Source organism: Candidatus Phytoplasma asteris, assembly GCF_038505995.1.
In the GTDB taxonomy this organism is placed as follows: Bacteria; Bacillota_I; Bacilli_A; order Acholeplasmatales; family Acholeplasmataceae; genus Phytoplasma; species Phytoplasma asteris.
The window spans coordinates 572,560-597,563 of record NZ_CP128414.1 but is presented as its reverse complement, the minus strand read 5'-3'; the positions used below and the strand labels follow the sequence as shown (position 1 = coordinate 597,563).

Below are 25,004 nucleotides of genomic sequence, written 5' to 3'. Positions count from 1 at the left end.
TATTTTGTGGTTTGAAAAAGCAAAAAAAGTTAATTAGTTTGGATAAAATAAAAAAAGACACCCATAAAGAATGCCTTTGGGTTGGTAATTGAATTTTACAAAATTAAAATTGCTTTTTGTTTTTGATTGATGAATTAAAATTTGAAATCAAAATAGTTTTAAAAGAGATGATTTGCAAAAAAGATAATTTTTAAAAGGATGTTTTTAACAAAATAAGTAAATATTAAAAATTATTTATATCGTGGTTTTGGTGGTGTTTTTTTATTAGTTCCAACCAAATAACCGATAAGAAATCAAAGAATACCGCCTAATAAAAAAGTAACTATTAAAGGCAATACAATGCTTTTGCTATTCATTCCGCAACTATATCCCCATTTGTAAAAAAGGACAATAAAGAAAACTGCTAAAGCTACTAAAAATACAATTAATCCTGTCATCATTCCTGATGAAGCATCAAACATTCCTTCGTTATACATTTTAAACCTCCATTTGTTTTTTTAAGATAAAATATTTTACTAAAAAAACAACAGCAAAAATTGCTTTTTGTGAAAAAAATTGATTTTTTTGAACTTTTTTATGCAAAAATGGAACAAAATGAATAAATTTAAATAGTTATATGATAAATTTGTAAAGTGATATATAAGTTTATTAAGATTATGAAAATATTTATAATGGGATTCCAAATTTAGTTTATGTTATTCCTTAATTTGGATATTTTGTCAAAATGTGTTAAAATAGGATTAGTGCAAATTGTTGTAAATCGCATTTTAATTATTTTGCCATAAGTCACAAAGCAATCAAGTCCTTAATTTTCCTTGTGTTTTTGCTTTATGTTTCTTTTGTTTCTTTTGACCTTGGCATGTCGTAAAACTGTTTTATTTGTAAAAGTTTTAGTATAGTAAGTTTTATTATAGTAAAAAAACAAAGGAAAAGAACAAAATATGAAAAACATGAAAACTAAAAACAATAAAAATAATAATACCAGCATAATGGAGCACATCCAAAAGAATTACAAACAAAACATAATCAAAATATCAATATAGAAGATATTAAAGATGAAAATATTACCTTTATTAAAATAGATAAAATCTTAAAAGATGGTGTTTTTGATATTAAATATGAAATTGAATTTGCTAAAAGTGATTATGAAAAAATTACAATTGCAGATGAAATGAAAATAGAAACTACATCATCTTAAAATATTAAGTTGTCTAAATAAATGAAACAGTTTAAAAAATTATGTTATAATTTACTATATAATAAATTTTTATTATATGTTTCGATTACTAAATAAAATTTTATATAAAATCAAAAAGAGGTAGCGGTGTAAAAGAGTATTATGTGAAGAAGGCATTCTGTGAAGCATAAGAAAGGTAACCATCGCCGAATAATAATTATGGCAATAATTTATTATGAGATTATAGAAAATATCTATAATATTCTTGCTGTTTTAACAGTAAAGGCGCTTTAATCAAGTCTCTCTCAAACCTTCTTTTAAGAAGGTTTTTTGTTTTATAGGAAGGAAAATCATTTGCTAACGTTATCTTTTTCAAGAATTAATAATTATTTTAAAGCTAAATATCTTTTTTTAACAATTTTAACTATTATTGTATCTTTTTTATTATATGATGATTTTTATCCTCAAAATACTAAAAACAAAGATGAAAATACTTTAGTTGTAGGAATGGAATGCAATTATAAACCTTATAATTATCTTTCTAATAATAAAGATAAAAAAGACTTGCATCCTTTAACAATAAATGGTAAAGAAAGTGATATTTTAGTTGCTGGATATGATGTTTTAGTAGCTAAAGAATTAGTTGATTATTTAAATGCAAAGTATGATAAAAAAATTAAATTAGTAATTAAAAAAATAGATTTTGATAGTTTAATTCCTGCTTGTCAAAATGGAGATATTGATTTAATTATTGCAGGGATGAGTAAAACAAAAGAAAGACAAGACCAAATTGATTTTACTGATAATTCTTATTATGATGAAGATCAATTTTATGTTATTATTATAAATAAAAATAATCCTAATAAGGGTGAATTTATAGTTAATGACAAAATTCAATTACCTGGAAAAATGTTATATCAACGAGGAACTTTTTACGAACAAATAGCAAAAACATTAAAAGGAAATGAAGTAGAAGGAATTGACAATTTTGATGTTCAAGCTCAAAAAGTTCAAACAGATTCCAAATATTTTTATTTAGCTGATGCAACTGTTGCCCAAAAACATTTACAAACTCATAATAATTTAGATAAAATAGAAATGAAAAAAGAAATAATTTTAGATAATAAAATAAAACAAGCTCAAATCATCGAAAAAGATAAAGAAACAGCTTTATATAAAGAAATAAAACAAGCCGCTGGAATACTTGCTATTGGATTTCAAAAACAAAAAGACATTAACAAAGAATTTATTAACAACAAACAAATTACCAAAGAAGACATTGAAGATTTTTTAACAAAAGAACTTACCTCAGATAAAAGAAAAGAATTCATGTATAAACAAACCTCAGAAAAAGATACATTAAATATATGGTCTATTTTTAAAAATAACTTTTCTCTTTATAAAAGAGGGATTTTAACAACTCTTAAATTTGGGATTTATGGCACTTTTGGAGGATTTGTCTTATCTTTATTGTTAGTTCTTTTCCAAGTGTTAAATATTACCAAAAAGAAAAGTCATTTTTTAATTTATTATTTGCATCAAATAGGATGTAGAATTATTAATTTTTATATATGGATTATTAAAAGTACTCCTATGTTAGTGCAAGCTTTTGTGAGTTATTTTTTCTTAAAAGAGTTTGCTTTTTTCCAAAATGCTACTTGGTATACTCCAATGTTTGCTGCTTATATGGTAATTATTTTAAATACTATGGGCTATATTTCAGAAATTATTACTAAAAATATTTCCTTTTTGGATAAAGGACAAATTGAGGCTTCCTTGTCTTTGGGAATGACACATACTCAAACAATGCGCTATATTGTTTTGCCCCAAGCTATTAAAAGATCACAAACTCCTATTTTAAATGAGTTTATTATTAATTTAAAAGATTGTGTTGTTTTTAGTATGTTAGGTGGAATTATTGATATTGCTTGTGCTTCTAATGCTTTGTATAGTAGTGTTGCAAGCCCTAAACCTTATTATATTTCTTCTATTATTTATTTGATTATTGTAGGAACTGTTATTTTCTTTTTGAAAAAAATGGAAAAAGTAAGACAAGTTTAAACTATATAATATAAGATATTTAGTTATAATTTATTTGTTATTATTAAAAGGCTAACTTTCAAAAAGTTAGCCTTCATTATTGATTGAAATTTAAGATATGATAAATGATTATTTAAATAATTGTTTTTGATATAATTTCATAAATTTATTAATAATTGTTTTGTTTCATAAATATCTAATGATAACAGCCCAAACAACAGATATTATTATTAAAGATAAATAATAAAAAAAATCAGATATATTTGTAAACCATTTTATATTTTTAGGTATAAATAAAAAAAGCCAAAGTAAAATGATATAAAATATAGAATTAATTATAGCTTCTCCAATTATTTCCAATTTATCAAAATTGAATAATAAAGTCTTTTTTAAAATTTGATTAATATCTTTTGGCAAAACACCTATTATTTGTAATTTTTTTATTTCTTCTTTTTTTAAAGGATAATAGCGTTTATGTTCAAACATTTCTACAGCTACATATATCCTAAAAGTCAATAAACCTATAACAAAATAGCAAGCCACAAACAAACATTTAAAAAGTAATTCTTGCCTTAACATAAGTAATCCAAATAAAAACAATGTAATAATAGAAAAAAATACAGAAATAAAATGTGTTCCATATCCTCTTATATAATTATATATTGTGCCTTCTAATAAAGGTTCATCATAAACATTAAATATTTCCCAAGATAAATTATTTATTGATTTATTATGATTTTATTCTTTTTGTATTGATAGTTAGTTGCTATTTGCTATTTGTTTATTTACCTAATAATAAATTGTTAAAAGAAAAAATATTATTAGAAGAACAATTAGAATCAAAACAAAATATAAAAAATAATTCATTAACTGCAAAATAATAAAACATCATTTATAATTACAACCTCAAACTATTTACTTAGTTTGGGGTTTTTATATCCAAATAACTAACTATAAATAAAAAAACATCTTCCAAATTAACTAAAATTAAAAGAAAATCACTAAAATACTTGACTATTTCATCTTTTTTTTATAAAATATTAGTGATGGTAAAACAGATGTAGCTAAAATAATTAAACTAATCCCTTGCCTTTTAGAGGCTTTTCTAAGTAATTCTTTGCTGTTTAAGAAAGAAAAGAAAGCAGGCGATTATTAATTATTTGGTTACACAAACTTACCTTAAAAAAGGAGAGTTTACAAATGTCACGTTATACAGGTTCACTTTGGAAAGTTTCAAGACGCCTTAATTATTCGGTTTCAGAAACTGGAAAAGAATTACGCAAAAGAGCTTATGGTCCAGGACAACACGGTCAAAAAAAAGTTAAATTAAGTGATTATGGGCTTCAATTGCAAGAAAAACAAAAATTACGTTTTACTTACGGCGTATCAGAAAAGCAATTTCGCAAAACTTTTGATAATGCAAGCAAACTAAAAGGGATTCATGGTGAAATGTTTTTAGTACTATTAGAATCTCGTCTTGATAATGTAGTTTATCGTTTAGGATTTGCCAAAACAAGAGCTCAAGCAAGACAATTAGCTAATCACGGTCATATTTTAGTAGATGGAAAAAAAGTAGATATTGCTTCTTATCGTTTAAAACCAGGGCAAACAGTTACTTTAAGAGAAAAATCTAAAAATCTAAATATTGTCCAAGAAGCTGTAAATAGTAAGTTTGTTCGCGCAGATTATGTTTCTTTAGATAAAGAATTGGTGGGTAAATATGTAAGATACCCTCAAAGAAACGAATTTTTACCAGATATTAACGAACAATTAATAGTTGAATATTATAATAGATAACTTAAACGCCCTTTAATAGGGTGTTTTTTTGTGTATTTGGAATATATAAAATAGTAGTTAATTAGTTGTCATTGTATAATAAAAAACAACCAAAAATAATTTATTTATTAATAATCCATAATTAAGATAACTAATTACATAAAATAATAATTATAAAACAAATATAATAGTATATATAAACTAACACCCCCCCACCCAAAAAACTACCAAAAAAACTTATTGTCTATAATAAACATAGCTTTTTATATTATAATATTTTTGTAAACTAATATCATTTATTTAACATTTTACCCTAATTATCAATTATTAAAGTTTCAGTTTTTAATTGTTTTTGATTAACTTTTAACTTTTAAAAATATCAAAAAAGGAATTGATTAATATGAAAAAAGTAAATTTAAAACGCCAAGAAACAATTGATTTTTTAAAAACTATGAGTCAAAAATCCCAAGAACAAACTCTACAAACCCTTAATTCTTCTTTTCAAGGATTAGATCAAAATCAAGTAATGTTGCATCAAAGTTTGTATGGTAAAAATATTTTATCCCAAGAAATCAAAACCATTTTTACTAAACAATTACTCCAAATTGCAATTACTCCTTTTAATATTGTTTTATTAATTTTAACTCTTATTTCTTTGGTTAATGATGTTCTTACTCCCAGTCCAGAAAATAGAAGTTATGCTACTATTATAACTACTATTTTAATGTTTTTGGGTTCTGTCATTGTCCAATTTAGTCAAGAAAGTAAACATTTAAAAATTACTTCTCAATTAAAAACTTTGGTACAAAATACAACTGCAGTTAAACGAAATAATTCTAAATTGGAAATCGCTTTAGAAGAAGTAGTAAGAGGAGATATTGTTATTCTTTCGGCAGGAGATATTATTCCAGCTGATATTAAATTATTAGAAACTAAAGATTTTTTTGTAAAAACTACTACTTTTACTGGTGAATCAGAACCAGTAGAAAAAATGGCGTGTGCTTTTTTACAAAGTGAAACTATTTTAGACGATCCTAAATTAGTTTTAGCAGGTTCAACTGTTATTTCTGGTTATGCTACAGGTATTGTTTTAGTCACCGGAAAAGATACTTATTTAGGTAATATCAGCCAGGAAATTACTAAAAAAAAATCCCTTTCACACTTAGATCAAAGTATTAATACCATTGCTAAATTACTTATGATATGTATTTGTTTAATGGCGCCTTTAGTATTTTTATTCAACTTTAAAAAACCTCAAAATACTTTATTACAATCATTTCTTTTTGCTCTTACTATTGCCTTTGGACTTACTCCTAAAATGCTTCCCTTAATTGTTGCTACTTCTTTTTCTAAAGGAATTGTTGCTTTATCCAAGCGCAAAGTAATTGTTAAAAACCTAAATGCTATTTCTAGTTTTGGAGCAATGAATATTTTATTTACTGACAAAACAGGAACCCTTACCGAAGACCAAATCTTTTTGGAAAATTTCTTAGACCTTAATGGCAACGAAGATATCCGTGTTTTGCGTCATGCCTATCTGAATAGTTTTTTTCAAACAGGGCTTAAAAGTTTAATTGATAAAGCCATTATTACCAAAACAAATAATGCCCAAACTCTACATCCTTCTTTACAAGGAATCACCGAGCAATTTACCAAAATTGATGAAATTCCTTTTGATTTTAAAAGAAGAAAAATGAGTGTAGTAATACAAGATGTTTCCCAAAAACAACAAATGATTACTAAAGGAGCAATTGAAGAAATACTTGCTATTTGTGATCATGTAGAACTTGAAGGCAAAGTTGTTCCTTTAAGTGACCAAAGCAAACAAATAGTCCTGCAACAAACCATAACTTATAATCAAAAAGGTTATCGCGTAGTTGGAGTAGCCCAAAAACTTATCTCAAATCCCAAACAACAACCCTGTTTTACTCCTGGACAAATTGAAGAAAAATCAATGGTTCTAATCGGATTGCTTACTTTTTTAGACCCTATTAAAGAAAGTTCAACCCAAACTATTGCCTCTTTGCAACAAAAAGGTATTATTGTTAAAATCCTTACAGGAGACAACGATATTCTTACCAAAGCTATTGCCCAAAAATTAAATATTCAAACAACTTATTGTCTTCAAGGAAGTATCATCGATAATTTAAGTGATGATGCTCTTTACGAAGCTTCTCAAAAAACTAATCTTTTTACTAAATTATCCCCCGAACAAAAAGCAAGAATTGTATCTGTTTTTAAACAAAAAGGCAATATCGTTGCTTTTATGGGTGACGGAATTAACGATGCTTCTGCTATGAAACAAGCTAATTTAGGTATTTGTGTTGATAGTGGTGCTGAAATTACTAAAGAAATTGCAGATATTATTTTGTTAGAAAAACAACTTATCGTTTTAGAACAAGGAGTTGTAGAAGGAAGAAAAACCTATACTAACGCCCTTAAATACATTAAATTTACTCTATCTTCTAATTTTGCCAATTCCCTCAGTATTTTGCTTGCTAGTTTATGTCTTAATTTTCAACCTATGATAGTTTTACAAGTTTTATTTTTAGACCTTATCTATGATTTGATTTGTTTTGCTATTCCTTTTGATAATGTTGATGATATTTATTTACAAAAACCACGCAAATGGGATTTTGCAAGTATTAAAAGTTTTATGTTATGGTTTGGTTTTTTTTCTTTCTTATTGGATGTGGCTTTTTTAATTGGAATGAAATTTATTTTAAAAAACTTATCCCAAAGTCCACAATTATTTCAAACTAGTTGGTTTATTTTTTCAATGTGGTCACAAACATTAACCCTTTTCTTACTGCGAACTGACAAAATTATTGCTAAAAACAATCAAAAAAACCTTCCTTCTTTCCTTATTATGTCATGTTGTTGTTTAGGTTTGGTAATTACTACTTTCCTTCCTTTAATGCCTATTGTAAGTCAAGCCCTTAATTTAGATAAATCAATTTTTGAAAAACCTACAATTTTTTCCTTTTTGTTATTTTTAGTAGTTATTTATTCATTAGTTATGATATGGGCTAAAAAAATCTTTATTCAAAAACACAAACAATTATTATAAATTGTATTAACTAATTTCGTTATTTTATCCTTTTATTATTTTATTATTTCAAAATTTATTATTTCAAAATAAAATGGTTTGCTTTGGTTTTTGCTTGCTAAAAATTAATTATAAATTGATTGTTTTGCTTTCTAATATCGCCCCTTTTTTCGCCTCCCAAATTTTTCAATTTATCAATCATAATCATTTTTGAAAGGAATTTCTATGTTTGGCACTTCTCCTTTATGGACAGTTTTTTTGTTTTTGTGTATCTTTATTGTTTTTCATTTTTTCTTACGCAAATATCAAGTTTTAAATATGGTATTTTTATTTTTGCTGTTATTTTCCCTTGTTTATTGTTTGAAAAGCTACCATTATACTTTTGTTGAACCTATTTTTAAAAGATATCTTAGTTTAGATATTTCTGAAAACATTTATGATTGTTTATTAAATTTTATTCTAACTAGTATCATCATCATCAAAGCTCCTTCTTTAAGAGTTGCTTTTAATAATTGGTCTAAGCATTGGAACATCAAACGACAAAACTTTTTTATGGGTGGAGATAATACCCAAAAAGAAATTATTAAAGCTACTTTAGAACTTGCTTCTCGTAAAATAGGAGCCTTAATTACGATTGAAAAAAATAATACTTTGGAACAATACGCCCAAAAAGCTATCTTAATTGATGGTAATGTTTCTAAAGAATTGTTATTAAACATCTTTGCTCTCAACACACCTTTACACGATGGAGCAGTTATTATTAGAGGAGATAAAATTTTGTGCGCTAGTGCCTATTTTACCTTGTCTTCATCAGCTGATTCCTTAGACAAAAAAACTGGTTCGCGTCACCGTGCAGCTTTAGGGATTAGCGAAACTACAGATAGTATGACAATTGTTGTCTCTGAGGAAACAGGAAATATTTCTATTGCTTTAGAAGGGATGATGTTTCAAACTAACGAACAAGAAAAACTTAAAGAATATTTAGCTATTTTTATGAATTAATTAAAATAAAAATTCTTCAAAATACAAAATAAATAAAATACAACCCCATTTTATAAAATAAAACAATCCCAACTAACCTCAACCCCCAAACCAAATATACCAATCAAAGAAGAAAAGGAAACAAATAAATGAATAAACGAAAATTAGGCATTGTAGTTGATTCTACTTGCGGAAATACTTATGGCAAAAACTTTTTTGAAGATATTTCAGTAGTGCCTTTAACATTAATTGTTGGAGAAACTAGCTATATTGATGGTGCCATTTACAATACCACTTTACTAAATTTTATTGAAAACAAACAAAAAGTAACTACCAGCCAACCCAATCCAGAGCTTTTTATTAAAGCTTTCAAGGAACAATTTGACTTAGGATATAAACACGTTATTTGTTTAACTTTATCCAGTAAACTAAGTGGTACTCATAATAGTGCTCTTTTAGCTAAAAAAACGCTTAACAATCCTAATATTACTGTTATTGATACTCAAAATATTGGTCCTGGAGTTTATTTTTTCTTACAAAGAATCAATGATTGGCTTACTCAAAACCCTGATGTTTGCCCTCAAACAATCACTGATAAAATCAATGAAGAAAAACTAAAAGGCTTTTTGTTATGCACTGTTAATAATTTAAAAATATTAGCTTATAATGGACGTATCTCCAAATTTAGATTTTTAATTGGCAATCTTTTGAAAATACATCCTATTTTAAAATTTCAACAAGGAGTGTTATCAATTGAAAAAAAAGTAAGAAACTTAAAAAACTGTTTTAATTATTGTCTTAAAAAAATATTAGAACACAAAACTGCAAATAATAAACTTGATATTCAAGTTATTTATGTAGATGATGACAAAGATGCCAAAGAACTTTTAGCACAAATCAAAAAATTAGCTAACCCCCAAATTAAAGCTACTCTTTATGGTGCTATTTCTCCTGTAGTAGCAGCTCATATTGGCTATAAAGGATTTGGATTTTATCTTAACGAAATTACAGATTAACTTATAATGGAATGCATTATTTTTTAATCCCTGATTTTGTTTAAAGTTTTAGAACAGTCAAAACTTTTTATCCCAAAAACTTTTAAAACCCACCTTTAAAAAACACTTAAACAATCTTTTTGATTTTCTTTTTGGCTATTTTAAGATACAATAAAATTGTAGCTATATTTTAGTTACATTATATTTTTATATCCTTGATGTTAGAAAGAACCAAATAAGTGTCTATGTTTTACCAAAGAAAAAAACTTTTTTTCAAAATACTTTTGGTTTTAGTATTAATTTTTTTTATTACAACCATCGCTTATGCTATAGAAGATTGGCATAAATTGAAAAAGGATAGTAATTTTGGATTAAAAATTGCTGCTCCTGCAGAATTGTCAGTTTCCCAACCCGCAGATCTTCACGACACCAATAAAAAATTTTTAGTTCCTACAGAACATAGTTTTTTAATGACAACAGAACAAACAGATAGAGTTATTTTTGAACAAGAAGCTACTCTAAAAACTCAAAATGACAAATTAACTTTTATAAACGGAAAAAATACCAAACTAGATATTAATTATTTTTTTGAAAACCTTGATTTAAACGAACAATTAAAAGATTTTTTTAATGTTCAGATTTTATGGAAATACAAAGAACAACCTCAACAAAGTTTTGTTTCTTATGACAATAAAAATAAACCAGTTATTATTGATAAAAACGGTAATTTAAAAAAAATTATTGTTCAATTTACCATTTATGCTTCTAAAGTTTTTCCTTCTGGATTCCAAACTAAAGAAAAACAATTACAGATAAAATATAACATACAAAAACCATAATATTGTTTTGCTATTTTTATTATTTGTGATTTGCAAGTAACAACTATTTTTAATTTTAAGCTCCTTTAAAATTTTAAATTATATAAATTGCTTATTTATTTCAATACTTAATTTTCAAATAAGCGAAGACCGTATCAGCACGGTCTTTTCTTTTTTTCCTTGACATTTATTTTAGAAAAAGATTAATTTGTTATAAAAATATCTATTTTAATAACCCCCCTAGCCTTATTATTTTTTTCTAAAATGAATTTATGAAAAAACATTTTTTGTGTCTTTTGGCAACCCTCTTTAATAATAAACATCTTTTGGCAAAATAACTTTATTCCAATTCTTAAAATTATAAAACATAGATATAAAGGTAACCAAGTTTATGATGGGACTTAACAATCAAACAATTAATTTATATTCCAAACACCCTAAAATATGGAAACTGGCTCACAACCGCCAAATTGAAATTTCTCATAAAGCCTTAATTATGGCAATTATTAATGTTACTCCTGATTCTTTTTCAGATGGAAACCAACATTTTACTACTCAAAAAGCAGTTAATCATGCTCTTCGTTGTCTCAAAGAAGGTGTTGATATCATTGATATTGGAGGCGAATCTACTCGTCCAGGAGCAATCCCAATTACTCCTTTAGAAGAACAAAAACGCATTTTGCCTGTTATTAAAGAATTATCACGTCATCCTAAAGCCATTATTTCTGTTGATACTTATCATTTTCAAACCGCTAAATTAGCCATTAAAGCTGGAGCTCATATTATCAATGATGTTTGTGGCTTGCAACAAAATCCTCAAATGGCACAAACAATTGCCTCATTAAATGCAGGTGTTTGTATTATGCATACAGGCAGAAATCGCAAAAAACTTTCTAATGCCTTGCAAGACCAATTTTATTTTTTAAATCATTCCTTAGAAATTGCCAAACAAGCCCAAATTGCAACAGAGGCAATAGTAATTGACCCTGGGTTTGGTTTTGAAAAAAACATTGATGAAAACTTTGATATTATAAAAGAATTTGAGCAATTAACTAAAATGGAACTACCCATATTGGTAGGTCTTTCACGTAAAAGATTTCTTAAAGCAATAATTCCAACTGAAAGCCTTTTGCAAGTAGAATCATTAGATGCCATTACTGCTACTGCTAATTTTTTGTTAAGAACTAAAGGAGCTTCGATTTTTCGAGTGCATAATGTCAAAATGAATAAAAATAGTTTGCTTTTAGCAGATACTTTAATGAAAAAAATATAAATATTGTTATCCTAAATATATTTTAAAATTATCCCTTTTAAAATAATGAAAAACATTAATTTTTGCAACATAAAAAACGCAAATAAAACACATTTTTAAAAAAGAATTTATGACTTGTCAAACTTATCAAATATTTTTCTAAAAACAAATATTTTGCAAACATTTTTCTATTTTTTATAACTATACCCAAGTAAAGAACGTATAAAACAATGAAACTTAATAACAATGTAGCAGCCATAGGACTTGGTAGTAATCTGGGAGCTAAAAAGAATAATTTACAAACTGCTTTAAAAATGATTAATTTGCATCCTCAATGCGAAGTTTTGAAAGTTTCTCCTTTGTATGCAACTCTTCCTTGGGGAAAAACAGACCAACCTTTATTTTTAAACGCTGCTGCTCTTATCAAAACTTTCCTACCTCCCTTACTTTTTTTAGATTTTTTATTATCTGTAGAAATGAAACTCAAAAGAAAACGATTAGAATTATGGGGACCGCGTACTATTGATTTAGATATTTTGTTTTTGGGTAATCATACTTGCAAAACTCCTAAATTAACTATTCCTCATCCCTATATGTTAGAAAGAATTTTTGTCCTTGCTCCCTTAGCAGATATTTTACCTAACCAAATAATACAAACCAAAACTATTTTAGAATGGAAAAACCAATTAGATCAAAATGCAGTTAAAATAATTGAAAATAATCAATGGTATCAACCTTCTTTTTAAAAAACCTAACTGTTTCATTTTTAGATAACTTAATTATTTTAAACTATATTTATTAATGTAAAAATAAAATTATAAAAAGGAAATTATATGAATATTTTATCAATCGAAACTAGTTGTGATGAAACGAGTTGTGCAGTTACTCAAAATGGTAAAAAAGTGCTTTCTAATGTAGTTTTTTCCCAAATTAAAGATCATCAAATTTTTGGTGGAGTAGTCCCTGAAATAGCTTCTAGAAAACATATTCAATTTATGACTTTGGTATTACAACAAGCCCTTAAAGAAGCGAACCTTACCCCCCAAGAAATTGATTTAGTAGCAGTTACCCAAGGACCTGGTTTGGTAGGTTCGTTGCTAGTTGGCATTAACGCCGCTAATGTTTTTGCCTACACTTATCAAAAGCCTCTTTTGGGAGTAAATCATTTATTAGGGCATATCTATTCTGCTCAAATTGAACATGAAATTAATTTTCCTGCCTTAGTACTTTTAGTTTCTGGAGGACACACCGATCTTTTTTATCTTACGGACCACCTCCAAATCAAACCTCTTGGCACTACTCTTGATGATGCGGTAGGAGAAGTTTATGATAAAATTGCTAAAAACCTCAATCTGCCTTATCCTGGAGGACCTTTGATTGATCAATTAGCCCAACAAGGAAAAGACACTTATCATTTGGTGCGCCCTTATTTAAAAAATGATAATCTGAATTTTAGTTTTTCAGGACTCAAAAGCACTTTGGTAAATTTAGTGATGAAACAAAACCTAAAAGATATCAACATTCCTGATTTGTGCGCTTCTTTTCAAGCTAGTGTTATTGATGTTTTATATGAAAAAACTAAAAGAGCTTTAACCAAATATCGTGCTAAACAATTAATTGTTACTGGTGGAGTTGCTTCTAATTCTGGTTTAAGACAAAAGTTTATGACATCTTTTGCTAACTTGGAAGTTATTTTTCCTAGTTTGCAATATTGTACTGATCAAGCTGCTATGATAGGTATTGCAGCGTATTATCAGAACCAAATTACTAAAGCTTCTAAAAAATATGATCTTACAGCAAATCCTAATTTGTTTTTTTGATTTTTGATAATACCCCCCTTTTTTTTATATAATATATAAAAAAAAGAGTCCCAAAAGGACTCTTTTATTTTTTATTTGGTTGTTGTTCTTTTTGGTTTACTTTTTGCTTTGGATTTTGTTGGAGTTTGATTTTTTTCATCTAAAGCATAAACTTCTTTTTGGTTGAGGGTGTCTTTTTCTAATAAAGCTTTGGTTATTTTTTCAACTAATGTTTTATTAGTTATTAAAAGTTCTTTGGATGTTTTATAACATTCATCAACTATTTTTTTAACTTCTTGGTCTACTTGATAACGAGTTTGTTCTGAACAATGTTCAAAATTAATATATCCTAAAGGACTCATTCCAGAATAAGCAACCATCCCAAAAGCAATACGAGTAACTGATTTTAGATCTGAATAAACTCCATTTGTTCTAGATTTACAAAAAAGTTCTTCGGCTGCTGCTCCCCCTAGAGAGCAAACTATAGCATATTTTAATTTATCTTCGGTTTGACTAAAATATTCTTTATCAGAAGTGTGCCACACATAACCTAGAGCTCCTCCTCTTGGAGTAATTATAATGGTTCTTACTTTGGATTCTGAATAGGGTGTTTCATTACAATAACGGCATGCCCTGCTTCGTGATAAGCTGTCATGATTTTTTCTTTTTCTTCAGTTTTGCGTGATTTTTTGGCAGGACCTATACTCACTTTGTCAATGGATTCTTCTAAATCTTTCATATTAATTTCTAATTGTTTATTTTTAGTAGCTAAGATGGTAGCTTCATTTACAATAGCTGCAAGTTCTGTGCCTGACATACCGGGAGTTCTTTTAGCTATTTGTAATAAATCAACATCAGTAGCTATTTTTTTCTTTTTGGTATGTATTTTTAAGATAGCTTCTCTTGCTTCTAAATCAGGCAAGCCAACAGTTACTTTGCGGTCAAACTGCGCTGTTGCATTTTTTTAGACAACTTTTGTCTTTAAAATTGTTCTTTAAGGCTAAAAATTAATAGATAATTTCATATCTTTTCAAACTAAAGAAATATTGTTTTCATTCAAAAAAGTGTCTAAAATTTTTTTGATAATTCTTTAGTTTCAAAAGATATTTTTTTAATATTTTATCTTTACACTATATAGTTAGGTAAAAAAAGTTAAAATTCCGTTAAGAAAATAAAAATATAATTATTTTTTTACGTAATTATGTTATTTTGGTCAAAAAAATGTGCAAAAAGAGAACCTCTTTTTCAAGGCTAAAACATTAAAATAAATTAAAAAATAAATTTATCTCAGATTTTGAATATATTGAGAAGGAGATGAATAATTTAATTTAGCTAAAATCCATTGATTATTCCAAAATTTCGGAAAATGATTGATTATTTTTTTTAATTTTTTGGTTGATTTTTGAAATAAAAAAGGATGTTGATGTTGTAAGATAGTTTTCATTTGGCCGAAAAAGTTTTCAATTACGGCGTTATCACGTGGAGTGGCTTTTCTTGACATACTGATTAAAAAACCTTTTTTCGTTAAAGTTTGTTGGACTTTTTGTGATTGATAAACTGTTCCTTGGTCTGAGTGAATAATACAAGGTTCTTTTAATAGAGGTAATTTTTGGATGGTGTTTAAAACTAATTCTTTATTTTGATGTTTGGAAGTGTGGGAAGCGATAATTTGGTTGTTAAAAGAGTCAATAATACAAGAAAAATATAAAAATCCTTGTGGAGTTTTGAAATAAGTGATATCTGTAAAGAGTTTTTGTAAAGGGGCTATTGATATAAAATCTTGATTAATTAAATTATCTACTACTTTTAATTTAGTTTTTAAATTATTTTTATAATTATATTTATTTTTTTTAATTCTTAAACGACAGTTAATGTCGTTTTTTTCATAATGGTGTAAACTTTTTTCTTGGTGATGAACTCGTTAAAGGTTTTTTGATATAAATCAGTGATTTTACGATGACCGTAAAAATATTGTTGGTGTAAACACAAAGCTTTAATGCGATTTTGTTGTAATAAATATTTTTCTTTTTTTGCTTTGATTTGATTTTCGACTTTCAACCAATAAATAATAATAAGTGCTTCTTTTTGTTCGGATAGTTTTTAAAATGGTTGTTAAATTTAGTTTTTGATTAAATTGTTTAACTAATTCAAAAACTGTTTTTTTATCAGTTTTTTGATTTTTTTTCATTAGAGCTTGTAATAATTTATTTTTGTGGATTTCTTTTTCTATTATTTTTTCTATTTTTTTCATGATTTAAATATCGTTTCCCCTTTTTTATATCATATACATAACCATTATAACTCTGAATGATTATATTTATTTAAAAAAGGGGGTCTCGCGCAACTGGGGGATTTTTATTTTTCTTTTTCTTTTGTTTGTGCTTGCTTTTAATTTTTGTTAGCGCTTCAGCGCGTTAGGGGATGGTGTTGGTTAATTTTTAAAACATCTCTCTTTAATAATGGAAAGGGAAAAAGGGAGTTATTTATATATCGAAAAATAATAATGATAGATAAAAGATACAACGATAATTAAAATTAATAAATCAAATGATAGTAAAACGATGAGTTAAAATAAGTTTATTTATTTTATGTTTTTTATTTTGTTAAATTACTTTTATAATTAGGATGTGTTTTTTAACCCAATAACCTACTTTTCTTTTGATTAAAAATGCTTTGATGTGTTTTAAATCTTCTAATTGATAATAAATAATGTTTGCTTCTTTGTTATAGTTTGTTTTTATAGGGTTGTTATAATTATCTACTTTTTTTGTCATCTAATTTATATAATTTTAAATTATCTAACTTGTCTATGTTTATTTTGCTAATCAATTCTTTAATATAGTCTTTTTGTTCGTTAAGATAATTAATTTGGAAGATAGGGAAATGCGTTTTAAAGGTATTATTTTGGCTTTTTGGGGGTGTTATGGGGTTGGTGAGGATTTGCGTAGGCGATAAAATCATAACCTAAATCTTCGTAATTAGCTAATGATTTTATTAATCCTAAAACCCCTTCTTGGTATAAATCCTCTTTAGTTAAAAATTTAGGGTAATATTTAAATTGATAAACTAGTTTTTTTAATAAAGGTAAATGAAGTTCGATTAATTGATCTCGAATTTCTAAATTCTTTTTATTTTTTAAAAAATCTTTAAATAATTTTTCTCTTAACATTTAATTCCTTTCTAAAAACATCTTTAGAAAAGATATGAAATTATTTTTTTAATCTTTGAAAATAAAAAAAGACTAACTTAATAGTTAGCCTTAAAGAGTTTTTAAAAAGCAAAAAGTGTCTAAACTTTTGGAACACCTCATTTATATCAAAAATTATAATAATAAAAATATTTTAAACATTATTTTTTAAAAAGTTGTTCTCTTTTGACATATACATAAATCAAAGAAACAACAATAGTGGTTACTAAAACACCCATAACAATTTTGGGGGTAAGTTTTGTTTGTGGTTCTTTTTCTGGGGATTGAGTATTTGCTGGCACTACTGGTTCGTTATTTTCTTCAGTTGTTTCATCTTTTTTATCTACTTCAGTTGTTTCATCTTCTTCTTTTGTTATTTCAGATTGTCGAACTTCATCACCTACAATAGTTGTTTTAGTTGTTTTTTTAGTTATTAAATTATTAACTGTTATTAAAGTTACAGTTGGGTTTCCTTCTTCTATGGTTTCTTCTATTGTTGTAGTTGCTGATTTTGGTATGAAGAACCAACTTTTTTTATAATCAATTGGTTTTTGTTCATCTTCATTTTCGCTGTCTCTTAAATAATGTGTTTCAGATATTTTTATATTATTTTCATCATATTCGGCATCATAAGTTTCATCATTTTCCCAATCTACTTTTTTATCATCTTCTATTGTATAACGTATTTGTTTTTTTATATTGTTATTTTCATCTTGTTCCAAAACTTCTTTTTTAGAATCATCTACAAATGTAATTACCACATTATCATCCTTATTACCAAAAGAATACAAAGGTACAAAGCCACCATCATCTTCAGAATTCACATCCATAGAAGCATCGCCATCTGCAAGATCCACATTCATAGAACTATCATCATCTTCGGAACTTGAACTATAACTGGTTGTCTTTTCGCTTCCATCTGAATTAAAAAATGTTTGTTTTGTCATTTCATTATCTTGATATTCTTTATTCCAAGTTTCTTTATGTTCCCAATAAATATCATCTTCTGAGGTTTTAAAATGTCTTTGTTCTAATGTATGTCCACTATTATCATCTAAAGTTCTATTCCAAGTATTAGGGCTTTTCCAATTTATTTCTTTATTGTCATTGAGATAACTTCTTTTATTTAATTTATAAGGTCTATTATTAATAATTTTTAATTCTATATCATAAGTTTTATCGTGATTCCAATTAACTATTTTTTTATATTCTTTGCTATTTGATGTGTAATGCCTTTCAGTTAATATATATTCTTCAGCTTGAACTTCTTCTGCAAAGTTGCCATCATAATACGTTTTATCCCAAGTTTTATCGTGATCCCAATTAACTTGTTTGTTATCTTCGTCGCTGCCTTCTTTAAAATATCTTTTTGAAATTTGTTTATTATTAGAATCATAAACTTTATCCCAAGTATTAGGATTTTCCCAGTCTAATTGTTTTTCTTCGCCTTCATTATGAGGTTTATATGCTCTACTGGATGAAGTGTATGTTTGTGTTTCCTTATTAGTTGTTGCAAAAACATAAGTAATATTTAATATAAAAAATAATAAAGAAATTAATAAATATAATTTAGATACTTTTAAATAAAATGATTTTTTTCTTTTTGCATTATTCATTTTTATAATATAGATCCTTTTTTATTTTATGTTTTTTAAAAAAAATAAAAATAATTGTAATCATTAAAACTAAAAAAATTAAATAATAATATATATTTTTTTAAAACCAAAAAGTAAATATTGAAATGAAAAAATAATTGTTATTTTGTATGTACATTTTTACATTTTTTTTAACCCCATCTTTTTACAAATTTGCCACAGCAGTTCAAAAAATAAAAAACTTGCTATTAATGTCATTTTATCACAAAAAAAAAACAAACAACAAGTTTTTTGCTCACTAATCTGTATATCATGAGTGCTTTCCTTGCAATTTTATATATAAAAAAAAGAGACTTCAAAAGTCTCTTTTTGGGATTATTTAATTTTTTTTAAAAATATTTTTATTTTTTTTGTCAATCGATTTTTTTCTAAATTGCGTTCTGCCTGGGTTTTGGTTAAGTAGTTAGGAACTAATAAATGGCAATTGGAAACAATTTTTGCAAATTGTTTGATGGTGCAAAAATCTATTTTGATAGTAGTTGGTTCAATTAATAAATGATTAGGAAAAGATTGCAAGAAACTGCTTTCAAATCTATCTTCGTTTAAGTAAATGTGGTTTTCTTTGAGGCTTAAAGCAAAAAAAGCATTACTTCTAACATCAATTAAAGGAGTAAGTGAAGCATAAGAATAACCACTAGATAAAAGTAATAGACTGCTTATTTGGTATAAAGGGATTTGTAAGTTGAAGGATAACATTTTGGCTGTAAGAACTGCTACACGAGTGCCAGTATAAGAACCAGGACCCACACCAACTATTAAAGCATCTAAGTTGTTTAGACCTAAATTATTTTCTTGTAAGACACTTTCAATTAAAGGAATCATGCAAGGAACATAATCGTTTTTGCCAAGGCGGGATTTGAAAGTAGTAATTTTTCCTTGGATAACTAAAATAACTATTTGGCTTTTGGTGGCAGTATCTAGAATTAAAATGTTTTTGTGATTCATTGTCGTATCGCTTTCAAAAGTTTGGTTAGAGATTTGCAAAAAAAATTTAAAGGTTGATTTTGGAATAAGTATTTTGAATATCATTTTGATCCACTTTTATTTTTATTATCAAGGTTGCTATTTTGATAGATAGTAATTTTTCTTTGATTTTCATTTAAAAATGTCATTTCTACTAAAAAAGCAAAATCAGGAAAAAGGTAACTGCAATTTTGAAAATATTCTACTATAACAAAATCTTGATAAGTAAGGTCTTCTAATAGTTCTTCTAAAAATTCAGTCTCAAGGTCTGTGCGATATAAATCAAGATGATAAATAGTGTGCAATTTGTTCTTGTAGGTTTTAGAAATGACAAAAGTAGGACTACAAACATTTTGAAGGATGGCAAAACTTTTAATAAAACCCTTAGTAAAGATAGTTTTTCCACAACCCAAAGAGCCTTGTAATAAAATGATTGTTTTGCTTTGTTTTTCTTTGGGAGTGTTTTTTTTTTGATTGATGAGTTTTTTTCCTAAATTGTAACCTAATATTTGGGTTTCTTTTGGGGTATTAGTAATTGTTTCTAAATATATTTTGGTTTTCATATGCGTTTAGACCTTTAATTATGAGATTAAAATAATATGATAAGACCTTTGTTCTTTTTCCTTTGGTGTTTTGTCTTTTGTTGTTGGTTTAAAATTAATTTTCTACGCCATCTACATCAAGTACTTCTTTTTTGACAACTGCTACTGAAACTGCTTTATGACCTGTTTTTAATTTGATGATGCGCGTTCCTTGGGTAGCTTTGTTTTTGGTTTTGGTAATTTGGTCAATTGCTACTCTTACTACTTGTCCTTTGTCAGAAGAAACAATAAGATCATCTGTAGGGAGGACAACTTGTAGGGTAATAAGCCTTCCTTTTTGGTCGTTTACTTTGATAGTTTTAGAGCCTTTGCCACTACGTGCTTGAATGCGGTATTGGTTGACATTGGTGATTTTTCCAAAGCCGTTTTCAGTCATTACTAAAATGTTTTGTTCTTTGGAACCAGTGTCAATTAAAGCAGCTCCTACTAAGAATTCATCACTTCCAAGACGCATTCCAATTACACCCATGCTGTTGCGACTAATACTTTTAATTTTGGTTTCACAAAAACAAATAGCATTGCCATTGTTAGATGCTAGAATGATATTTTTAGTGCCTGTGGTTTTGTTTACTGTAAGGACTTCATCGTTTTCTTTTAACCTAATTGCAATAAGACCTCTTTTGGAAATGTGGCTGTATTCTTTGAGAGGTGTTTTTTTGACTATGCCTTTTTTGGTAGCAAAGAATAAGTAATCTTGGGATTGATCAAAGTTTTTAACACTGGTGAAAGAAGTTAAAAATTCGTCTTTTTCGAATGGTAAGAAATTAACAAGATGGCTTCCTTTGGATTGTCTTTGACCTAAAGGAATTTCGTAGCCTTTGAGTTGATAGACTTTGCCTTTGTTAGTAAAAAATAAGTGATAATCGTGAGTAGAAGTAATTGCTAGATGTTCAATAAAGTCTTCTTCGTAGATTTTCATACCAGAAACGCCTTGCCCACCTCTTTTTTGTTGTTTGTAAGTATCAATATCCATGCTTTTGATGTAGCCTTTGTTAGTAATTGTAATAATGATAGGTTTTTCTTCGATTAAGTCTTCGTCTTCAAAGTTTAGGGGAGCATCAAAATTGAGGGTAGTTTTTCTGTCATCTTGGTATTTTTTCTTCATTTCTAGAAGTTCTTTTTCTAAAATGCGTTCTTTTTTCTTTTGGGAATCAATGATACTTTGGCATTCTAAAATTTCTTGAGTGAGGTTTTTTTCTTCAGTGATAAGTTTTTGAGTTTCTTGGTTAGCAAGTCTTTGGAGGCTCATTTCTAAAATGGCTTTGCTTTGTATTTCATCAAAATTGTATCTTTGCATTAATTTGCTTTGGGCTTCTTTGACATCTGTAGAAGTTTTGATGAGTTTAATAGCAGTTTCGATGTCTTCTAAAATAGTGATAAGAGCTGTTACTAAATGTTTTCTTGCGCTTGCTTTTTTGAGTTCAAAGCTTTTTTGGCGGTTAATAACTTCGATGCGGAAATTGAAAAAAGCTTCTAAGATTTGTTTTAAAGAAACTAATTGGGGAGTTTTTCCAACTAAGGCAACCATATTGATACCAAAAGAAATTCTTAATTGGGAATGTTTGTAAAGCTTGTTAAGAATAATTTTACTGTTTGCGTCTCTTTTAAGTTCGATTACAATTTTCATTCCTTTGCGACTGGATTCGTCTCTAAGGTCTGTGATTCCTTCTACTATTTTGTTTTTAACTAGAAAAGCAATTTTTTCAATTAGATCAGTTTTTTTGACTTGATAAGGAATTTCTGTAACAATGATTGAAGTTTTTCCTCTTTCTTCCGAAACGTGACTTTTAGCCTTTAAGATAACAGCTCCTTGTCCGGTGTGATAAGCGCTTTTTAAACTTTGTAAGCCTAAAAGTTCGCCACCAGTAGGAAAATCAGGTCCTTTGATGTGTTGCATTAATTCATCAATGGAAATGTCTTTATTATTAATGTAGTGAATTAAACCATCAATGACTTCGCCTAAATTATGAGTAGGGATTTTGGTTGCCATTCCTACTGCAATTCCTGTAGCTCCGTTAATTAATAAGTTGGGAAGAGCTGTTGGAAGTACTAATGGTTCTTTTTCAGTACCATCGTAATTATCAACAAAATCAATTGTGTCTTTGTCAATGTTTTTGATTAGTTCCATTGCCATTTTTGCCATTTTAACTTCAGTATAACGCATAGCTGCTGCTTTGTCGCCATCAATTGAACCAAAGTTTCCATGACCGTCTACTAAAGGATAACGGTAACTAAAATCTTGAGCCATTCTTACCATTGCCTCATAAATGCTTGAATCTCCATGAGGATGGTATTTACCCATAACATCCCCAACTACACGAGCTGCTTTTTTGTAGCTTGCGTGACTGTAGACGCCTAATTCTTTCATACTATATAAAATACGTCTTTGGACTGGTTTTAAGCCATCTTTAATGTCTGGTAAAGCTCTTGATACAATTACGCTCATTGCATAACTTAAGAAGGATTTTTTCATCTCCTCGCTTAAGTTTACTTCTTGAATGTTGCCATGATCGTGGTCTTTGTGGTTGTTGGCTTCATTGTTTTGAGTTTTTTGGTCGCTCATTTTTAACCTCTTTTTAAATATATATTAGTTGTTATTTAATGTTATATTTTGTTAGTTTTAGTTGTATAAAATAATTATTTATAATTAAACGTCTAAATCAGCTTCTAAGGCTTTTTCTAAGATGAAGTTTTTTCTTGGTAAGACTTTTTCTCCCATTAACATGTTAAAAGTTTGGTCTGCTTCCATTAAGGCTTCTTCATCACTTAAAGCATTAAGGGCATCTTTGAGGCTTGCTTTGAGAAGAGTACGAGTTTCTGGGTCCATAGTTGTTTCCCAAAGTTGATTAGGATTCATTTCTCCAAGTCCTTTGTATCTTTGGAAACCATCTTTTAAGTTGTTTTTAGTTGCAAAAGTTTGTTTGGCTTTTTCATCATAAAAATATTTTGGAGCGCCTTTTCCTTTTTGGTATTTGTATAAAGGAGGACGAGCAAAATAGATGTAGCCTTTTTCAATTAATTTACGGAAATGTCTGAAAAAGAAAGTTAATAGTAAAGTTCTTATGTGAGCTCCATCAACATCGGCATCTGTCATAATGATAATTTTGTGATAACGGATTTTATCCATATTAAAGTCTTTGCCTTTACCAATGTTAATTCCTGCACCAATTGCTTGTATTAAGGATTTAATTTCTTTATTGGTAAGAATTTTGGCATCTAGACTTTTTTCTACATTAAGGACTTTACCACGTAAAGGAAGTATAGCTTGAAAACGTGAGTCTCTTCCTTGTTTAGCAGAACCGCCCGCTGAATCTCCTTCGACAATGTAGAGTTCAGAAATATGAGGGTCTTTACTTCTACAATCAGCTAATTTGGAGGCAAAACCTAAAGAATCAAGGGGTTTGTTTCTTACTACTTCACGAGCACGTTTAGCAGCTAGACGGGCATTTGCAGAAAGAAGACATTTATCAATTATTTTTCTTGAATCTTGGGGATGTTCTAATAAATATTTTTCTAAAAATTCGCCAAATAATTGGGATGTAATTTGTCTTACTTCAGTATTTGCTAGTTTGGCTTTAGTTTGTCCTTCAAATTGAGGGTCTTGATGTTTTAAAGAAATAATAGCAGTAATTCCTTCTAAGATGTCTTCACTTAATAAATGTTCGTCTTTTTTTAAAAGATTGAATTCCTTAGCATATTTAGAAATAACACGGTTTAGGGCTAGTTTAAAGCCTTCTTCGTGAGTTCCTCCTTCATGAGTAGGAATATTGTTAACAAAAGAAAAGATTTTTTGGCTTTGGGTGTAGTTAGGAATAGCATCTTTGCCTTCTTTTTCTTCTATTTCGTTTCCTTGTGCATCTTTTTTAGGGGGACGAATTTTGGTAGTGTATTCAAAGACAATTTCAAAAGCTAGTTTTTGGGATTCTTTTTCCAGATAAAAAATTTCGTGAAAAGGAGTTTGTTTGTGACTAGTGTTAATAAAATTTAGGTAGTCTTGCAAACCTTTTTCATGGCAAAAGTTAAAAAAAGTTTCTTTTTCGTATCTTTTGTCAGCAATGTTTAATTTAAGACCTTTGTTTAAAAAAGATAATTGTTGCATTCTTTCTTTGAGAGTATCAAATTTATAAATGGTAGTTTCTTGGAAAATTTCAGGGTCTGCTAAAAATTGGATAGTAGTTCCTCGTTTGTTAGTTTTTCCAATTACTTCCAAAGGCGAAACTGCAATTCCTTTTTCGTATTTTTGAAAATAGATTTGCTTATTGAGATGAATTTCTACAGTAAACCAAGTAGAAAGAGCATTTACCACAGAGGCTCCTACACCATGAAGTCCTCCTGAAACTTTGTAAGAAGAACTGTCAAATTTTCCTCCAGCATGAAGAGTAGTTAGAATTGTTTCTACTGCTGGTTTTCCTGTTTTGGGGTGAATATCAACTGGGATTCCTCTACCGTTGTCAGAAACACTAATAATTTCTCCAGGTAGGATTTCTAAAGTAATGTTGTTAGCGTGTCCTGCTAAAGCTTCATCAATGGAATTATCAACGATTTCCCAGACTAAATGATGAAGTCCTTTTTGAGCAGTTGAACCAATATACATTCCTGGTCGTTTGCGAACTGCTTCCAAACCTTCTAAAATTTGAATACTATCGGCATTGTAATTTTTCAAAAGAATAGCTCCTTTTTTGTAAATTTATAAAATATTAAAAATAGATT

The 25,004-nt window shown here is 27.7% G+C and carries 19 protein-coding genes, 2 pseudogenes and 1 riboswitch; of the genes and pseudogenes, 9 read left to right on the top strand and 12 right to left on the bottom strand.

The genetic code is table 11. From position 1 onward, the window contains the following. Positions 1-293: 293 nt before the first annotated feature. Positions 294-476 carry a hypothetical protein gene (locus tag QN326_RS03200; protein ID WP_034172386.1) on the bottom strand — a complete coding sequence of 61 codons (183 nt, stop codon included), beginning with the start codon at positions 474-476 and terminating at the stop codon, positions 294-296. 829 nt (positions 477-1,305) lie between these two features. Continuing rightward, a riboswitch (Lysine riboswitch) is annotated at positions 1,306-1,476 on the top strand. Positions 1,477-1,531: 55 nt separating this feature from the next. On the opposite strand from QN326_RS03200, the gene QN326_RS03195 reads away from it, so the two are divergent. After that, positions 1,532-3,238, top strand: coding sequence for an ABC transporter permease subunit (locus QN326_RS03195; protein ID WP_342386472.1), 1,707 nt, complete (start codon positions 1,532-1,534; stop codon positions 3,236-3,238). A gap of 165 nt (positions 3,239-3,403) precedes the next feature. Here the strand turns inward: QN326_RS03195 and QN326_RS03190 are convergent, their stop codons facing one another. After that, entirely contained in the window at positions 3,404-3,703 is a 300-nt protein-coding gene (locus QN326_RS03190) for a hypothetical protein (protein WP_342386471.1), read from the bottom strand. Between the two features lie 714 nt (positions 3,704-4,417). Between QN326_RS03190 and rpsD the strand changes: the two genes are divergently transcribed. The 8 genes from rpsD to tsaD all read left to right on the top strand — a co-directional run bounded on the left by rpsD (position 4,418) and on the right by tsaD (position 13,908). Beyond that, positions 4,418-5,014: a 30S ribosomal protein S4 gene (gene rpsD, locus QN326_RS03185; protein WP_034172419.1), complete on the top strand. Its 597-nt coding sequence runs from the start codon at positions 4,418-4,420 to the stop codon at positions 5,012-5,014. Between the two features lie 379 nt (positions 5,015-5,393). Then, entirely contained in the window at positions 5,394-8,063 is a 2,670-nt protein-coding gene (mgtA, locus tag QN326_RS03180; RefSeq protein WP_342386470.1) for a magnesium-translocating P-type ATPase, read from the top strand. Between the two features lie 189 nt (positions 8,064-8,252). Then, positions 8,253-9,044, top strand: a complete 792-nt coding sequence (locus QN326_RS03175) for a diadenylate cyclase (protein WP_425323426.1) — start codon at positions 8,253-8,255, stop codon at positions 9,042-9,044. Between the two features lie 128 nt (positions 9,045-9,172). Next, positions 9,173-10,039, top strand: a complete 867-nt coding sequence (locus QN326_RS03170; RefSeq protein WP_342386468.1) for a DegV family protein — start codon at positions 9,173-9,175, stop codon at positions 10,037-10,039. Positions 10,040-10,263: 224 nt separating this feature from the next. Continuing rightward, positions 10,264-10,857: a hypothetical protein gene (locus tag QN326_RS03165; RefSeq protein ID WP_342386786.1), complete on the top strand. Its 594-nt coding sequence runs from the start codon at positions 10,264-10,266 to the stop codon at positions 10,855-10,857. A gap of 370 nt (positions 10,858-11,227) precedes the next feature. Next, positions 11,228-12,109, top strand: a complete 882-nt coding sequence (gene folP / locus QN326_RS03160) for a dihydropteroate synthase (RefSeq protein WP_011160930.1) — start codon at positions 11,228-11,230, stop codon at positions 12,107-12,109. Positions 12,110-12,318: 209 nt separating this feature from the next. Beyond that, entirely contained in the window at positions 12,319-12,834 is a 516-nt protein-coding gene (folK, locus tag QN326_RS03155; RefSeq protein ID WP_034172045.1) for a 2-amino-4-hydroxy-6-hydroxymethyldihydropteridine diphosphokinase, read from the top strand. Positions 12,835-12,921: 87 nt separating this feature from the next. Further along, complete coding sequence (tsaD, locus tag QN326_RS03150; protein ID WP_342386467.1) at positions 12,922-13,908, top strand: tRNA (adenosine(37)-N6)-threonylcarbamoyltransferase complex transferase subunit TsaD; 987 nt, start codon at positions 12,922-12,924, stop codon at positions 13,906-13,908. 71 nt (positions 13,909-13,979) lie between these two features. Here tsaD and QN326_RS03145 read toward each other — a convergent pair whose 3' ends face one another. From QN326_RS03145 to QN326_RS03100, 10 genes and pseudogenes are all read right to left on the bottom strand, one after another. Continuing rightward, complete coding sequence (locus QN326_RS03145; RefSeq protein ID WP_238568824.1) at positions 13,980-14,432, bottom strand: hypothetical protein; 453 nt, start codon at positions 14,430-14,432, stop codon at positions 13,980-13,982. A gap of 41 nt (positions 14,433-14,473) precedes the next feature. Beyond that, on the bottom strand, positions 14,474-14,809 hold the full coding sequence (locus QN326_RS03140) for a hypothetical protein (RefSeq protein ID WP_342386466.1): 336 nt from the start codon (positions 14,807-14,809) through the stop codon (positions 14,474-14,476). 360 nt (positions 14,810-15,169) lie between these two features. Further along, positions 15,170-16,138: pseudogene (locus QN326_RS03135) on the bottom strand (IS3 family transposase). Positions 16,139-16,490: 352 nt separating this feature from the next. Further along, complete coding sequence (locus QN326_RS03130; RefSeq protein WP_238568768.1) at positions 16,491-16,661, bottom strand: hypothetical protein; 171 nt, start codon at positions 16,659-16,661, stop codon at positions 16,491-16,493. Between the two features lie 25 nt (positions 16,662-16,686). Further along, positions 16,687-17,056: pseudogene (locus QN326_RS04180) on the bottom strand (sigma-70 family RNA polymerase sigma factor); the annotation flags it as partial. Positions 17,057-17,235: 179 nt separating this feature from the next. Then, entirely contained in the window at positions 17,236-18,690 is a 1,455-nt protein-coding gene (locus tag QN326_RS03120) for a hypothetical protein (RefSeq protein WP_342386465.1), read from the bottom strand. Between the two features lie 354 nt (positions 18,691-19,044). Beyond that, positions 19,045-19,674: a tRNA (adenosine(37)-N6)-threonylcarbamoyltransferase complex dimerization subunit type 1 TsaB gene (tsaB, locus tag QN326_RS03115; RefSeq protein ID WP_052177939.1), complete on the bottom strand. Its 630-nt coding sequence runs from the start codon at positions 19,672-19,674 to the stop codon at positions 19,045-19,047. Between the two features lie 80 nt (positions 19,675-19,754). Further along, positions 19,755-20,255: a tRNA (adenosine(37)-N6)-threonylcarbamoyltransferase complex ATPase subunit type 1 TsaE gene (gene tsaE / locus QN326_RS03110; protein WP_342386464.1), complete on the bottom strand. Its 501-nt coding sequence runs from the start codon at positions 20,253-20,255 to the stop codon at positions 19,755-19,757. Positions 20,256-20,349: 94 nt separating this feature from the next. Further along, positions 20,350-22,857: a DNA gyrase subunit A gene (gyrA, locus tag QN326_RS03105; RefSeq protein ID WP_034172213.1), complete on the bottom strand. Its 2,508-nt coding sequence runs from the start codon at positions 22,855-22,857 to the stop codon at positions 20,350-20,352. Between the two features lie 84 nt (positions 22,858-22,941). After that, the gene (locus QN326_RS03100; RefSeq protein WP_034172212.1) at positions 22,942-24,957 is read right to left on the bottom strand and encodes a DNA topoisomerase subunit B; all 2,016 of its coding nucleotides are present in this window, start codon (positions 24,955-24,957) and stop codon (positions 22,942-22,944) included. Positions 24,958-25,004: the final 47 nt, after the last annotated feature.

What these genes read in the sequence shown, in the direction of transcription:
- QN326_RS03200 (WP_034172386.1), bottom strand. Translation starts at nt 476, where the DNA reads ATGTATAACGAAGGAATGTTTGATGCTTCATCAGGAATGATGACAGGA.
- QN326_RS03190 (WP_342386471.1), bottom strand. Translation starts at nt 3,703, where the DNA reads ATGTTTGAACATAAACGCTATTATCCTTTAAAAAAAGAAGAAATAAAA.
- rpsD (WP_034172419.1), top strand. Translation starts at nt 4,418, where the DNA reads ATGTCACGTTATACAGGTTCACTTTGGAAAGTTTCAAGACGCCTTAAT.
- mgtA (WP_342386470.1), top strand. Translation starts at nt 5,394, where the DNA reads ATGAAAAAAGTAAATTTAAAACGCCAAGAAACAATTGATTTTTTAAAA.
- QN326_RS03170 (WP_342386468.1), top strand. Translation starts at nt 9,173, where the DNA reads ATGAATAAACGAAAATTAGGCATTGTAGTTGATTCTACTTGCGGAAAT.
- QN326_RS03165 (WP_342386786.1), top strand. Translation starts at nt 10,264, where the DNA reads ATGTTTTACCAAAGAAAAAAACTTTTTTTCAAAATACTTTTGGTTTTA.
- folP (WP_011160930.1), top strand. Translation starts at nt 11,228, where the DNA reads ATGATGGGACTTAACAATCAAACAATTAATTTATATTCCAAACACCCT.
- folK (WP_034172045.1), top strand. Translation starts at nt 12,319, where the DNA reads ATGAAACTTAATAACAATGTAGCAGCCATAGGACTTGGTAGTAATCTG.
- tsaD (WP_342386467.1), top strand. Translation starts at nt 12,922, where the DNA reads ATGAATATTTTATCAATCGAAACTAGTTGTGATGAAACGAGTTGTGCA.
- QN326_RS03130 (WP_238568768.1), bottom strand. Translation starts at nt 16,661, where the DNA reads ATGACAAAAAAAGTAGATAATTATAACAACCCTATAAAAACAAACTAT.
- QN326_RS03120 (WP_342386465.1), bottom strand. Translation starts at nt 18,690, where the DNA reads ATGAATAATGCAAAAAGAAAAAAATCATTTTATTTAAAAGTATCTAAA.
- tsaB (WP_052177939.1), bottom strand. Translation starts at nt 19,674, where the DNA reads ATGAATCACAAAAACATTTTAATTCTAGATACTGCCACCAAAAGCCAA.
- tsaE (WP_342386464.1), bottom strand. Translation starts at nt 20,255, where the DNA reads ATGAAAACCAAAATATATTTAGAAACAATTACTAATACCCCAAAAGAA.
- gyrA (WP_034172213.1), bottom strand. Translation starts at nt 22,857, where the DNA reads ATGAGCGACCAAAAAACTCAAAACAATGAAGCCAACAACCACAAAGAC.